The sequence below is a fragment of the Paenibacillus brevis genome (genome assembly GCF_018919145.1).
Lineage (GTDB): Bacteria > Bacillota > Bacilli > Paenibacillales > Paenibacillaceae > Fontibacillus > Fontibacillus brevis.
Window position 1 is genome coordinate 1 of the sequence record NZ_JAHLQJ010000012.1, and the last position, 13,582, is coordinate 13,582.

Here is a 13,582-nt window from a genome sequence, read left to right on the forward strand (position 1 = left end):
CAGTTATTGCTATGCAGCTTAGGCATAGCTATGTGCAGACTGCAGTGCAGTTGAACCCAAAGGCGAAGTAACCAGGGCATAAGTGTGAAGGGTTGTGAAGAAGCGGAGCGTTCGCCTTTGTGAGCGGATTTCTCCCTTGTTAGAACTTAGTCCAATCAGAGAAATCCGCGAACAACAGCGATCATAGCAACTCTTCACACGTTGCCCCCTCTAACTCGCCCTCGCTGTTACGCATTTTCCTGCAAATATGCCATGCCAATCTATTAACACAAATAGGGCCTCCCCCAGATTAAGTCTTTTTGGGAGGGCCCTATTTTTTTAGGAAAATGCCTATTTGCTCAACTCCAACACCCGAAGCATTCTCATGACCACAACGGCCGCTTGGGCCTTTGTCGCATGAGATTTTGGCGCAAGGCTGGTAGCGGAGACTCCGTTGATAATCTGCAGCTCCAGCAATCTTGCTACCGACTGCCTTGCAAAGACCGACACCTCTGACTGATCCTTGAATCCGGCAAGCATGGAGGCGTCCGAACCGGGACGTTTACCGGCAAAATAAACGGCATTATCCATCATAACCGCCATCTCCTGGCGTGTGATCAACGCCGAAGGATCAAAGATATCAGAGGTTCTCCCTTTGATCAAACCGTGCTCAACCGCCGCTTCAATCTCCCTCGACGACAGGTGATTCGCACCGACATCTGTGAACGTCAATGCCCCCGAGTCCAAATTCAGGCCGAGCGCATGGACCAGCAGCGATGCGAACTCTGCCCGGGTAATCTTCTGGTCTGCCCGGTAAGTCTTGGCCTCCGACGAGCTAACCATCTGCTTGGCAAGAATAGCAGCGACGTCTTTCTTCATCCATACCGGAACCCCGTCCGGAACTCCTGGACTAACCTGATACTTTACAACCCACTGTTTCCGCACACAAAAAGGCCGCCTTCCCGCATAGCAACGGAAAAAGACGGCTTTTTCAAACATCTCGGTTAGAGAACCCTCGCTCTAATTAAGCTGGTATTTATTTGGTTTCCTTCATTTCCTTGATTTCGATACTGTAGCCGCTGGAAATAAAGGTCTCAGTCTGGCTATCTGTAATCACCTGCGGATACATCATATCCGGGTCCGGAGACAGCAGCTCGTAGTGGATGATCGCCTTGCTGTCCTTGGTGAATTCTACCTTGGCTACCCGGATTCCATATCCAGGATTAGGCTGCTCATAACGAGTTAATACAACCTTGTTCACCTGATCATTCACCTTGGTGACAGCGTAGCTGACTCGATTGTTCTGCTGCTGCTCCAATTCCTTCTGCTTCTCTATAAATTGAGCGGCATTATACACCATGCGCGCTGCTTCAATTCTTGTCATTGAAGCTGTTGGATAAAATTTTCCGTTATCATCCAGCTCCGCTATTTTCATCACGAGAAGTCTTTGGATACTTCCGGAATACAGGACATTTCCCTGGTCTGCATCCTTCACATCAATATAAATTTTGATCAGCGGATAGTTGCCCGTGGCGTTAACCGCTTGATCCAGGATGTAGGCGAATTGCTCCTTGGTAAGCTCGGAAGTCCAGCTGAACTTCTCGGGCAGCTTGATTCCATTATCTTCGGCAATTGCCTTGACCTCACTGTACCATGGCTGCTTGAACTGATGATATTTCTTGGATGAAGCATCATCATTTGTTGCTTTAAGACCAAGTGCCTTAATGATCATGTACACGCCTTCAGCTCCGGTCAATTTGCCATGAGGGGCAAACTTATCCTTGCCAACGCCTTGGACGATCCCTTTCTTCTGAAGCGCTTCAGTGATGGTACTGTCTTTGCCTTTCACATCACTGAAAGCTGACGCTGAGGAGGCAAGAAGCAGAGAGCTTGACATCAAAAGAGCCGCTGTAATTTTAAGTTTATTTTTTTTCATTTTTAATCACCTCATCCCCAAGACGCGGCCTTCTCCGAAAAGGTTGCAAATTTTCCCTGACAAGGTTAATCAAGCTGCACCTATCATTTGGCGGCAAGCATCCGCACAACGGCGGCATGCCTCCGCACATTGGCGGCAGTGATCATGACTATGCTTCTCACATTCCTCCGCACATGCATCACAGGCTTTGGCGCACAATGCGCTGATTTCTAGCGCAAAGAGAGTATTCCGCGACAGGGCCTCGGCAGCAAAGGCACAAATATCCGCGCACTCTCGATCCAGTCGAATGCATTCCCGCAGCATAGCAAGCTCATATTCCTTCAGGCTGGATACATAACAATAGTTACACGCATTCATACATGCGAGACATGCTTCAATACATTCACGGTATTTTTCCTGAATCATGGCAGATTCCTCCCGATGTCTTTATTCAGTTCCTAACACTCATTCATGTATAACCGTCTTACCCTAATCCTGAAACGAACAGCAAGCACAAATCAACAGAAGATTGCAATCACTCGCAGGTTTTTATTCCGCATGCTTAATCTCCGCGCCCTCTTGATCCAGCTGTTCCAGAGCGGCCCGGATAAGCTCCTGGTCAAAATGCTCACCAATAAAAACAGCCACATCGGGCACTTGCCCCTGCGGTGTAATCTTCAAATAATCGCTCTCGCGATAAGCATATTGGAACAGAAAACGACTGGATGTATCGGAAAAATGAAGGATTCCCTTGGCCCGGTATACTTCTCTTGGAAGCTCCTTCATGAATCGCTCAAACTGGACGCTATTGACCGCTGCCTTGAAGTAATGCGTGTAGACGGTCACATGACTGTGAGAGTGATGGGTGTGATGATGATCCGGATGATTGCAATGCTCGCCATGAGGATGTTCATGTCCGCATTTGCCATGCTGATGATGATCCGAAGCATGAGGCTCGCCGACAGTCCTGTTCGTTAATAACTCATCCAGGTTCACATTACAGCGTACCGCTTCAAAGATCTTGGCGTGCGGATTCAATTTCATCAGCAGCTCCCTGGCCTCCTTTTGCTGCTCGGCGTTAAGCCGATCCAGCTTATTCATGACCAGCACGGAACCGCAGCGAATTTGCTCCATCATCAGACGATAGGTCTTCCCCTGCTGGGAAGCATACAGCTCCGAAAAATAAGCGGTATCCACAACGGTGATCATCGGTTTAATGTCCAGCTTCAAATAGAGGGAAGCCTCGGTTACTGCATCAAAAATCTCCATCGGATTGGCGGCCCCTGTTGCTTCAATGATTACAAGATCAGGCCGTTCATTCTGGATCAGCTCATAAAGCTCCATGCTGAGGTCTGCCCGAATGCTGCAGCAAATACAACCATCCAGCATTTCGGCCATCGGGACATCAGGACCCACCGCCAGGCCGTCGAGATTCACCTCGCCAATCTCATTCATAATCACCGCAGGCTTTAACCCCTGGTTCTTCCAATAGGATAACAACTTGCCTAATAAAGTCGTTTTGCCGCTTCCCAAAAATCCTGACAATATGTAAACAGGCGTAGCCTGTACATGCAATAATTCCTGCATTGTATTATAACCTCCGTTTTTTCGGCATCCTTTTCCATGAAAGCGAGTTTACACCAATAAGAGGCTTCGCGCAACCTGCAAACACCTAACATTTCTTTCAACCCATTGTGATAAGATAGTTATAGTGAGTGTTCAAAAAGTTAAGTTTTGAACTACCTCTTATATAAGAAAAATTACTTATTGGAGGATTACACCATGATGAGATCGGTTGATGAACATCGGCGGGAAGCGCCCAAGCAAGTGAAGTGCCTGGTCGTGACGGTATCTGACACCCGCGTCGCAGAGAATGATTACAGCGGGCAGCTTACGAAGGAGCTGCTGCATAGCCAAGAATATGAGGTTGTTGATTACAGAATCATTAAGGATGACTATGACGGTATCCGCCAACTGCTGAGAGAAGCCGTATCCAGCCGTAAGGTGGAGGCCATTCTGCTCAATGGCGGCACGGGCATTGCCCCGAGGGATAATACGTTTGAGGCCGTCCGCAGTCTGCTGAACAAGGAGCTTCCGGGTTTTGGCGAAATTTTCCGTTACTTGAGTTATACGGAGGATATCGGCGCCGCGGCGATATTAAGCCGGGCTATTGCCGGCACCATCGGAAATGTCGCTATCTTCTCCATGCCAGGCTCTCAAGGCGCCGTTAAGCTGGCCATGGAAAAGATTATTCTTCCTGAATTAAGGCATGTCATTAGAGAATTGAACAAGTAGCAATCATCGTCCAACAAAGCAATCCCTCTGTCCGGAAACAAACTCTGGTCAGAGGGATTGCGAATGAATCATGTGGAATCGATTGCGTCCTTATCGGGTCATCTGGTCCAGAGCTTGCTCAAAAGCCGCCTTGATATCATAGCTGTAATCGCTCTTATCGGTCCTGCTTGAAGTATACACCAGCGCCGTTTTCCCCCGCTCCGAAATCACCGTTGTCTCCTCTTGCTCCAGTGCTTTATTCCGGCTCTTCCCTCTATATAATTCTGAAATTTGCCGAATTCTTTCCTGTTCACTTGGATAGATGTGAACGATCACGTAATCCTTTGCACTCCCGTTGATAAAATAACTATAGCTCAGATTTCCCTCAAAGCCTTCAGAATAAGTCTCATGAGTCAGGGCGATTCCTCTCCTCCGGCATTCTTCCTTAATTGTCTTCAAAAAAGGCCCGTTCAGCGTTACCCCGCTGCTTCGTTGTCTGAGTTTACCTTCCTTGGCGCTTTTCATGCTGTACTTGTCCATTTCTCTGGCGGCAATTTGCTTAGCTCCCGCCCCACATCCAGAAGCGACCGTTAGGGATAGTACCGTGGCAATCATGATGAGCGTCCATCTTCTCGGCATCCTGATTCCTCCTTTATTTCGATGGGCAATCCATCCAATAATTGGGGTTAGCGTGTGTAATTCTGCTAATATTTATGCCGAGAAAATCATCGCCAAATACAAGAAGAGGCCTGGATCCTGTGCATACGCCCAGAATCAAGCCTCTAACGCTGCTCTATATAGGTTGAATTAATAAGTTTTACGTTCAGAGGGCAACGTGTGGAGTGTTCTTACGACCGCTGTTGTTCGCGGATTTCTCTGATTGAACTAAGTTATTATACGGTAGAAATCCACTCACAAAGGCGAGCGCTGACGCTTTATGCTTCCGAAGCAGCTTTCTTACAGAAAGCTTGTAACACCCCACACTTATGCCCATTATACGCAGTTTTTTAGTTCAATCTATATAATCACTCTTTACAGCAATTACCTGACGGCCAACCGCCTTACTGTCGATCACTTTCGATAAGGCTTCCGGAAGCTGATCAAGCTGATAAACGGAGGTCCACTCCTCCAAGGCTGTTACCGGCTTCCACTCTCCTGCCAGCAGCTCCCACAGGGCCAGGCGCTGCGGCATTGGACAAAATACCGAATCAATACCCAGCAGATTTACCCCCCGCAGGATGAACGGAAATACGGTGGTATCAAAATGCCCTCCGGCAGCCATCCCCGAAACAGCGATGGACCCGCCGTAAGAGACACTTTTCAGTAGATCACCGGTAAAGGCTCCGCCAACCGGATCTACGACGGCAGCCCATTGCTCTTTGCCTAATGCGCCCTTTGCTCCGGAGGCTGCTTCTTCACGGCTAAGCACCTGGCAAGCCCCCAAGCCAAGCAGCTTGTCAGTCAGCGCTGGCTTGCCTGTGACGGCCGTCACCTTGAAGCCGAGCTTAGCCAGTATCGATACCGCCATGCTGCCTACGCCTCCGGTAGCCCCCGCCACCAATACCGGACCGGAGTCCGGGGTCAGGCCATTAGCCAGCAGTCTTTGCACGGACAGAGCTGCCGTGAATCCGGCTGTACCGATCGCCATCGCTTCAAAGGCTGTCAGTCCCGGGGGAAGCGGCACCAGCCAATCGGCAGGAACCCGGGCAATTTCCGAATATCCGCCTTCATGACTAACACCCAATTCATACCCCGTGCAAATTACATTGTCACCGATTTTGTACCGTTCATCGTCAGAGGCGAGCACTTTCCCCGCCAGATCGATTCCCGGAATAAACGGATAGCGCCGAACAATTTTCCCGTCTGGAAGTGAAGCCAGTCCGTCTTTATAATTCACGCTTGAATAGTGAACCTCGATCAATACCTCTCCTGCCGGCAAATCGCTGAGTGCAATCTGCTCGATGCCTGTGCGAAATTCCGATTCATCCTTATGAACACGGAACGCGCGAAAATACTCCTTCTCCACGGTAAATCCTCCTTTTGCTTCTCTTCTACCTTACATGCCCGGCCGAAGACTACAGCAAAGGATGCTCATGTTTGGTCAGCAGGATTTGCCAACGGCGATTCACTTCACGCTCAAATTCATGCAGTGCAGCTTCATTCTCAGGCTTGAGCAAATGACGTGTCTTGCCCATGGTCTTCAGCCAATCAGTCAATGGCACCCGCTTGTCTTTATCCTCTGGATTATAGGTAATGGTTGTCTGACCATGCTCGACCTCATACAGCGGGAAGAAGCAGGAATTCACCGCTGCATCCACGATCTCTGTACCCTGATCATCCTTCGTAATCCAGTTCAGTGGACAGGCTATCAATATTTTACCATAGACCAGTCCTTCGTTCTGTGCGTACCATTGCGCCTTGGCCGCTTTCTTGACCAAATCCTGCGGGTAAGCTTCACTGCCGGTAAATACGTAAGGGATATTGGTAGCCGCCATAATTTGCGGTGTATCCTTGTGATGGAATACCTTTCCCTTCTGTACGGTACCGATATTGGACGTCGAGGTCCGGTGTCCGAGCGGAGTCGAATAAGAGAGCTGTGCTCCGGTATTCATATATCCTTCGTTATCGTACTCGACAATGATCATCCGATGATTCCGCAATGCTGCGCCAATCGCCGGCCCCATCCCGATGTCCATCCCGCCGTCGCCGGTAACCATGACAAACGTAAAGTCATCTTTCAAGCCAAGCTCATCGAGCTCTCCGCGCCGCTTGCGTTCCCAGAACATCTCGACAACACCGGACAGCGTAGCCGCGCCATTCTGGAACAGGTTATGAATATAAGTCGCTTTATGAGAGGAATAAGGATAGCCGGTCGTAACAACCATCGCGCAGCCGGTATGGAACAGGGCAACAATATCTCCCTCGATCCCTTTAAAGAACAGCTCCAAGCCCGAGAAAATGCCGCAGCCCGGACAAGCGCCATGCCCCGGAGCAATCCGCTTCGGCTTCTTCGTCAGCGCCCGCAGCGGCGGGATCCGCACGCCGAGCTTGCCGGTCTCTTCATTTTTTGTCACCGTGATAAGCCCTGTCTTCAGATCCTCGAATTTTAGCGGATTCAGTACCCGAGCTGGCGCCACATCCGGATTTCCCGGCGTATGTCCATAATAATCGAATGGCACTTCAACCCGGCCTTGTTTGGCGGCTTCAATCGCCAGCTCGAACAGATGCATGCCGTCTTCGGCATAGAACTCCTTACCGCCCAGTCCGTACACGCGGCTAATAACCTGGGTAGTATGGTTGCCATGGGTAAACAGCGCAGCCTTGATCTCATTGCTTATATTACCGCCATAAGCGCCGTAAGAGTCTGCCCGGTCTCCGATTGTAACCGCCTTGACATGCTTCAGGGCATCCGCAATTTGTTGTTGCGGGAAGGGACGGATGACATTCGGCGCAATCGATCCGGCCTTGATTCCTTGCCGACGCAGATCATCAACCACGTCCTTGATGATCTCGGAAGCCGAGTTCATCAGGAATACCGCTACTTCGGCATCCTCCATCCGATACGTATCCAGCATGCTGTACTTTCTGCCGGTCAGCGCTGCATACTCATCGGCAATCCGTTCAAATACCGCTTCCGCACGGTACATCGCCTGGGACTGCTGGTATTTGTTATTGATATAATCCGGTTCGTTCATGTAGGGTCCGACCGTAATCGGATTATTACGATCCAGCGTATGCGGGAACCCGGCCGGCGGCCGTTCTCCAACAAACTTGAGCACATCTTCACTGTTGGCAAAAGTATTCACACGCCGCTTTTGATGGGAGGTAAAATAACCGTCCGACGCCACAAGCACCGGCAATCGCACCTCTGGATCCTCAGCCAGCTTGAGCGCAATAATATTCATGTCATAGACCGACTGCGGATCCCGGCACATCAGGATCGGCCAGCCCGTGTTCAAGGCAAAATACAAGTCCGAATGATCACCGTGGATATCCAGCGGCCCGGAGACCGAGCGGCAGACCAGGTTCATGACCATCGGAAATCTGGTGCCGGCCTGTACCGGCATTTGCTCCAGCATATACATATACCCGTTGGCGCTTGTGGCGTTAAATACACGTCCGCCTGCCGTGGAGGCGCCATAACAGATTCCTGCCGAGCTATGCTCGCCATCAGAGGCAATCAGTTTGATATCATGCTGGCCATTTGCCTTCATAAGATCAAGGAATTGCGCTACCTCCGTTGAAGGCGAGATCGGAAAGTATCCCATAATATGATAATTGATTTGACTTGCGGCATAGGCCGCCATTTCGTTGCCTGACTCATATACAACCCGCTGCTCTACTGTTCCATGGGTTAATTCATGCTCTTGATCCAAATTCATCGCCATGATTGGTATACCGCCTTTCTTTTTTCCTAGAAATGTTCCTATTGATTCGTGTTCAAAAAGTTGGGTTTTCAGCACCGAGAAGGTTGTGAGAACCCGAAGAAGGAGGAACGGAGTGTAGGCAAAACCTACATGAGCAAAATGCTTCTAAAGGAAGCATACCTCGTAAGCATCCGCTCGGACTTCTAGAGTGAGCGCAAGATTCGATGTCGAATTAACCTCATGAATTACTTCGTGATCAAAAGATGACTTTTGAACAACCTCTATTGATTCACCAGATCAAACAAATGCGGCACCCGGTACTGTTCGCCGTATCCATCTTCTTCCCGTTCTCCGGACAGCGCGTCCGTCGGACAAGCATGGATGCACTTCAAACAGCCCTTGCAGTATTGATAATCAATGCCCATCAAGAACATTTGAGGACGCCCCTTCTTATCAGGCAGCTCCTCCCAGACAAAGCAATTGTCCGGGCAGACGTTGTCGCACTGGGCACAGTGAATACAGGACTCTGACTTGAAATGAGGAAGCATTCCTGAGCGGGAGATACTCAGATCCTTCAGCATGCTATTGCCCGGATTGATAACCAGACCGCCGATCGGCTGGGTTTCATATCCGAGCACCGGCGTGTCCGACCGAACAAATTCCGGCATCTGGATTCCTTCCGGCAGCTTAAAGGTCTGAATCTCAACCTCTTGATACCCGCGTTCAAAGGTTGCCAAAGCCGGTGCAACGGCTCCGGGGTACTTCTTCTCCAGCGACTTGCGGATGACCGTCTTCATCGTCTCGGGGTCCAGAAATGGACAGAGACGGAACATGGCCCCCAGCATCGCCATATTCACCTTGTTATTCTCTTCCAATGCAATTCCGGTGGCATCAATGACCGCAATCGTTCCGCCAACCAGCTTCAGCTTTTCCTTCAATTCCTCCGGCGTCTTCTTGGAATTAACCAATACGGTGCTGTCCTCGTAAATGCCGCTGATCACATTCACCGTCTTTGAAAGCGCCTCCTGAAAAATAGCTACCATATGCGGGCGCTCTACCGGCGACGTATCGCGGATCGGGGTCTTCAGATCACAAAACCGGATATGCGCCTTGACCGGCGAACCCTTCTTCTCCGATCCATAGGAAGAGAAGCTTACGCCTCCAAGACCGGCCCCCTCCACTCCTGCTTCGGCAAGCATTTTGCCTGCCAAGTTGGCGCCAAGTCCTCCGATCGACTCCAAACGAATTTCAAAAAAACCAAGTTGATTGAGCTTCGGCAGTTGTACCATTAGTCCGACGACTCCCTTCTTCGCTGCTGCGAATGAAATACGATTACACGATTAACATAGTTAAATTAGTCACACAAAAATAACCCTTGATTAATGTTTCAATTTATCACAATCGTGGTGTGACGAATGTAACAAATGTCATATGGACAATCTCAAATCAGGCACGATTGCGCAGATGTCATAAAAATCACAGAATGTCGAATTCTCCGTTTGAAATGGGCTAAAAATCTCGATTCCTGCGCTTTCCCGAGAAATAAAAAAAGCCGGCCGGATTACTCGTCCAGCTGGCTCATATATTCTTCAATCATTCGCTGCTTCAATTCCCAGGCTTCCTGACTCAAATTAACCCGATAGATCTCCGGATTCAGCTTACGCAAATACTCAGGCCAGAACATGTTCAACTGATCCCGATGGTGCTGCCGAATTTCCTGGAGGGCGGGTAATTGATAGACCCGTTCGCCGTCTATAAAGATCGGTCGCAGCATGGAGACAGCCTCATAGCTGCTGACCGTCTTCTTCATGTAAGGGTGCACCGGATCAAACAGACGCAGCTTCTCCCCCTCACGGGCCAATTGCTCATGCGGAAGGCAAATATAATCTGCAATCGCTTTTCCGCTCTCCTTGCTTACAATCCGCAGGACATCCTTCTTGCCCGGCGAAGTCACCTTCTCAGGATTGCCAGAGATCTTGATCGTAGGAGCCATCTCCCCGTCAAGCTCGCGCTCCACCAGCTTGTAAACACCGCCAAGCGCAGGCTGATCTGCTGCGGTGATCAGCTGTGTCCCAATTCCCCAAGTATCAATCTTCGCACCCTGGGCTTTGAGGTTAAAGACTGTATTTTCATCCAGATCATTGGATGCAACGATCTTGACATAAGACAAGCCCGCCTCATCGAGCAACTGCCGGGCCTGAATGGACTGATAAGCCAAATCACCGCTATCAATCCGGATGCTGCCGAGCCGCTTGCCCATCTTCTCCAGCAGCTCTGCGGTTTTAATCGCATGAGGTATCCCGCTATTTAACGTATCATACGTGTCGACCAGCAAGGAGACTTGATCAGGCAAAGCCTTGGCAAACACCTCAAACGCCTCTTGCTCCGATCCGAAGGTTTGCACCCAGGAATGGGCATGGGTACCTTTCGTAGGGATACCGAACATTTTGCCGGCCAGAAGATTCGAAGTAGCATCGAACCCGGCTATATATGCCGCTCTAGAGCCCCAGACCGCAGCATCCGCTTCCTGGGCTCTGCGCGTTCCGAATTCCAGAAGGACATCCTTGTCTGCAACCAGCTTGATTCTCGATGCCTTTGTAGCAATCAATGTCTGATAATTCATGAAATTAAGCAGTGCAGTCTCGATCAGCTGCGTCTCCAGAATCGTCCCTTCCACCCGAATCAGCGGCTCGTTAGGGAAGCAAAGATCGCCCTCCTGCATGGAGAGGATCGTTCCGCGAAACTGGAAGTTTCTCAACAGCTCAATAAATGCGGGATCGTAATTCTCTTCCTGCTCCATTAAGTAGCTCAAATCTTCTTCTGTAAAACGCAAATGCTCCACATATTTAGCAATCCGCTCCAGTCCGGCAAACACGGCATAACCGTTCCCGAACGGAAGCTTCCGGAAGTACGCCTCAAATACCGCCTTGCGGAGATGGGTGCCATGGACCCAATGGGCATACATCATATTAATCTGATATTTGTCTGTATGAAGCGCCAGGCTTTCGCTCTGCATGGTTCTTCTCCTCCTTGACTGAACATGTGCTGTTAAGAAGTATGCTTCCTTTGGAAGCATTTCGCTCATGTAGGTACTGCCTACACTCCGTTCCTTCTTCAGGTTCCCGCAACCTTCCCGGTGCTGAAAAGCTGGCCTTTCGAACTCACAATTTTAAGTATAGATAGATAACTGCGGCGTGAAGTCAGTAAATCTGTACAATTGCGCAGGACGCTGGGAGTACTGATTGGAAAGCATCGGCTTCCCCCCTTCATCCAGCACTTCCTCCAGAATGCCCTGGCGGCTGCGGGTAGATGTGATTTTTCGAATAAAGTTCAATTCGGCAAAATCAGGTACTACCGTCTGGATCACTTGGTAAAGCTCGCCGAGTGTAAATTGCGGAGGAAGAAACTGCTTCGCAATCGTTGTCTGAAGCATCTGCGCCTGAATCCGGCGGTAGGCATCCTCCAGAATTTCGCGATGGTCGAACGCTAGATCCAGTTCTTCCAATGCCTCCTGCATGGTAAACAAACCTACCTCCTGAGCATCATCCGCCGACTGCCGCTTCTCAAGCACCCATTCCTCGACGAGAGCGAAAAAGGCATGAGAGATAATCCAACCGCGGGGATCACGTCCTGGCTTGCTGTAGACCCCCAAATATTCGAGATGATGGCCATCAACTCCGGTTTCTTCCTTCAGCTCACGTCTGGCGGTCTCATATAAAGACTCGTCTTCCTGGGAAAAGCCCCCTGGCAATGCCCATGCGCCGGCAAACGGCCAGCTTCTGCGTCGGATAAGCATCACCTTAAGGTCAAAGCGGGGCAGCGACTTGGTGACCGCCTTTCGCTCCTGCCGGGTCAATGTGAACATCACAATATCTGCCGGAATTCCATCCGGTGTCCGGTACTTTTTCACTTCATTCATCGGCTTCTTCGGCCGCTCTCCACTACTCATCCTTATCACCACATCTGTGAGTTATAAACGCTGCGCAGATCTTCCTCGCAGTCGCTTCCTTCATAAACTGTTGGAATATTTCAGGCTTTCGGCACACGGAACGTTGCCGTCGAGATGCAGCCCAATACTCCTTCGGCATCCCGCACCTCCGCCCTAAGGGTCATTGTACGATAAGTTTCGTGCAATGGAAATGCAGATACCTTCAGTATACCTTTATGCATCGGCGACAAAAACTGGACATTTAAATGCGTCGTGACACCCAGCCTTCCCTTGACGGCTCCTACCAGCGTCCCCATCGACTGATCCATCATTGCCGACAGAACGCCTCCGTGAACGATGCCCATCGAGTTCAAATGGCGTTCGTCAGCGTTCAGCCCGATCTCCACCATCTGCTTGTCCGCCGAAATCAGCTCCATACCCAGGAGCCCCCAGAAGGAGCGCTCCTCCTTATCCATAATTTCTTTCCATTCCATGCGAAGACCTGCCTCCTGTCCGCTACAGGCCCTTTTCATAACTATTGTGTCTGTAGTCTTTTATGTAATATTTAGAGGTTATATTTGATTTGAATTGATTTTCATCAAAAAGGTGCGGAAGAAATCTTCCGCACCGACTTGAAATTCATTCCCCATAACCGGAAGTCGTTGCCGGCTCGCTCCCTGCTTCCACGTTTACCTTCTCCGAGACGGTATCCCGGATCACTGTAATAACGAGCTGCAGCAAGTAATTAATATCGCTCTGACTCTGCTGGAATTCAGTAACCAGCGGGATGCCGTCCAGTTCATCCTGAAGCTCGGCGATCTCCTGCTCGATCTTATCCACCATCGCTTTGTTCTGGAAGCTCTCGAAAGCAACAACCTCTTTCTGCTTCTTCTTGATCGTGGAGATCAGCTGCTGAATCCGCTCATGCTGTTGAATCATATGCTCAGCCTTCTGGAATTGGCGAACCTCCTCGCTTGTTCCTATCAGGCCTGCCAATTCTTTGGCCTTGGTCATAATATCATCACGAATGACCAGGTTGCGTGAATCATACGTTGGAATACCGCAATCCGTAAACTCCTGATGCTGATGTTGCTCTCCCAAAGGAATTCCCTCCTTATT

At 50.0% G+C, this 13,582-nt stretch carries 13 protein-coding genes; 1 reads left to right on the forward strand and 12 read right to left on the reverse strand.

Going from position 1 to position 13,582, the window contains the following annotated elements:
- Nucleotides 1–330 precede the first annotated feature (330 nt).
- From KQJ23_RS14240 to KQJ23_RS14255, 4 genes are all read right to left on the reverse strand, one after another.
- Nucleotides 331–924: an S-layer homology domain-containing protein gene (locus KQJ23_RS14240; protein WP_216479547.1), complete on the reverse strand. Its 594-nt coding sequence runs from the start codon at nucleotides 922–924 to the stop codon at nucleotides 331–333.
- A 91-nt stretch (nucleotides 925–1,015) separates the two neighbouring features.
- Nucleotides 1,016–1,915 (reverse strand): S-layer homology domain-containing protein, encoded by a 900-nt coding sequence (locus KQJ23_RS14245; protein ID WP_216479548.1) that lies wholly within the window; start codon nucleotides 1,913–1,915, stop codon nucleotides 1,016–1,018.
- A gap of 69 nt (nucleotides 1,916–1,984) precedes the next feature.
- Complete coding sequence (locus tag KQJ23_RS14250; RefSeq protein WP_216479549.1) at nucleotides 1,985–2,320, reverse strand: four-helix bundle copper-binding protein; 336 nt, start codon at nucleotides 2,318–2,320, stop codon at nucleotides 1,985–1,987.
- Nucleotides 2,321–2,443: 123 nt separating this feature from the next.
- Nucleotides 2,444–3,481 carry a CobW family GTP-binding protein gene (locus KQJ23_RS14255; protein WP_216479550.1) on the reverse strand — a complete coding sequence of 346 codons (1,038 nt, stop codon included), beginning with the start codon at nucleotides 3,479–3,481 and terminating at the stop codon, nucleotides 2,444–2,446.
- Between the two features lie 198 nt (nucleotides 3,482–3,679).
- Here KQJ23_RS14255 and KQJ23_RS14260 point away from each other — a divergent pair, with 198 nt between their 5' ends.
- The gene (locus KQJ23_RS14260; protein ID WP_216479685.1) at nucleotides 3,680–4,189 is read left to right on the forward strand and encodes a MogA/MoaB family molybdenum cofactor biosynthesis protein; all 510 of its coding nucleotides are present in this window, start codon (nucleotides 3,680–3,682) and stop codon (nucleotides 4,187–4,189) included.
- Between the two features lie 90 nt (nucleotides 4,190–4,279).
- On the opposite strand, the gene KQJ23_RS14265 is transcribed toward KQJ23_RS14260, so the two are convergent.
- From KQJ23_RS14265 to KQJ23_RS14300, 8 genes are all read right to left on the reverse strand, one after another.
- A complete protein-coding gene (locus KQJ23_RS14265; protein WP_216479551.1) occupies nucleotides 4,280–4,807 on the reverse strand; it encodes a hypothetical protein in 528 nt (175 codons plus the stop codon).
- Between the two features lie 373 nt (nucleotides 4,808–5,180).
- Entirely contained in the window at nucleotides 5,181–6,194 is a 1,014-nt protein-coding gene (locus KQJ23_RS14270; RefSeq protein ID WP_216479552.1) for an acrylyl-CoA reductase family protein, read from the reverse strand.
- A 49-nt stretch (nucleotides 6,195–6,243) separates the two neighbouring features.
- Entirely contained in the window at nucleotides 6,244–8,550 is a 2,307-nt protein-coding gene (locus KQJ23_RS14275; protein ID WP_216479686.1) for a thiamine pyrophosphate-dependent enzyme, read from the reverse strand.
- Nucleotides 8,551–8,816: 266 nt separating this feature from the next.
- Nucleotides 8,817–9,824 (reverse strand): 2-oxoacid:acceptor oxidoreductase family protein, encoded by a 1,008-nt coding sequence (locus KQJ23_RS14280; RefSeq protein ID WP_216479553.1) that lies wholly within the window; start codon nucleotides 9,822–9,824, stop codon nucleotides 8,817–8,819.
- 272 nt (nucleotides 9,825–10,096) lie between these two features.
- Nucleotides 10,097–11,551 carry a nicotinate phosphoribosyltransferase gene (locus KQJ23_RS14285; RefSeq protein ID WP_216479554.1) on the reverse strand — a complete coding sequence of 485 codons (1,455 nt, stop codon included), beginning with the start codon at nucleotides 11,549–11,551 and terminating at the stop codon, nucleotides 10,097–10,099.
- Nucleotides 11,552–11,704: 153 nt separating this feature from the next.
- Nucleotides 11,705–12,484 (reverse strand): NUDIX domain-containing protein, encoded by a 780-nt coding sequence (locus KQJ23_RS14290; protein ID WP_216479555.1) that lies wholly within the window; start codon nucleotides 12,482–12,484, stop codon nucleotides 11,705–11,707.
- 80 nt (nucleotides 12,485–12,564) lie between these two features.
- Nucleotides 12,565–12,957, reverse strand: a complete 393-nt coding sequence (locus tag KQJ23_RS14295) for a PaaI family thioesterase (RefSeq protein ID WP_216479556.1) — start codon at nucleotides 12,955–12,957, stop codon at nucleotides 12,565–12,567.
- Between the two features lie 145 nt (nucleotides 12,958–13,102).
- The gene (locus KQJ23_RS14300; RefSeq protein WP_249529780.1) at nucleotides 13,103–13,564 is read right to left on the reverse strand and encodes a YlbF/YmcA family competence regulator; all 462 of its coding nucleotides are present in this window, start codon (nucleotides 13,562–13,564) and stop codon (nucleotides 13,103–13,105) included.
- Nucleotides 13,565–13,582: the final 18 nt, after the last annotated feature.